This is a genomic window from Streptomyces sp. NRRL F-5126 (assembly GCF_000721265.1).
Lineage (GTDB): Bacteria > Actinomycetota > Actinomycetes > Streptomycetales > Streptomycetaceae > Streptomyces.
This window is the reverse complement of sequence record NZ_JOFZ01000164.1, coordinates 1-209: the sequence shown is the minus strand read 5'-3', so window position 1 is coordinate 209 and position 209 is coordinate 1. Positions and strand designations below refer to the sequence as shown.

The window sequence follows — 209 nt, the reverse complement described above, 5'->3', positions numbered from 1 at the left end:
ACGCCTTGTGGGGCGCGGCCTCTCCGGCGTCCTGGCCGACGGGCGGGTCCGGGACTTCGACCAGCTTTCCGGCTACGACCTCGCCGTGTACTGCCGAGGAGAGGCTCTCAAGTGGGGCGGCGACACCATCACCCCATTCGAGGCCAACAGGCCCGTCGTGGTCGGTGGGGTCGCTGTCAGACCGGGCGATTACGTGTTCGCGGACGGGG

The 209-nt window shown here is 69.9% G+C and carries 1 pseudogene; it reads left to right on the top strand.

Going from position 1 to position 209, the window contains the following annotated elements:
• Nucleotides 1–209: pseudogene (locus IH48_RS0132840) on the top strand (RraA family protein); the annotation flags it as partial.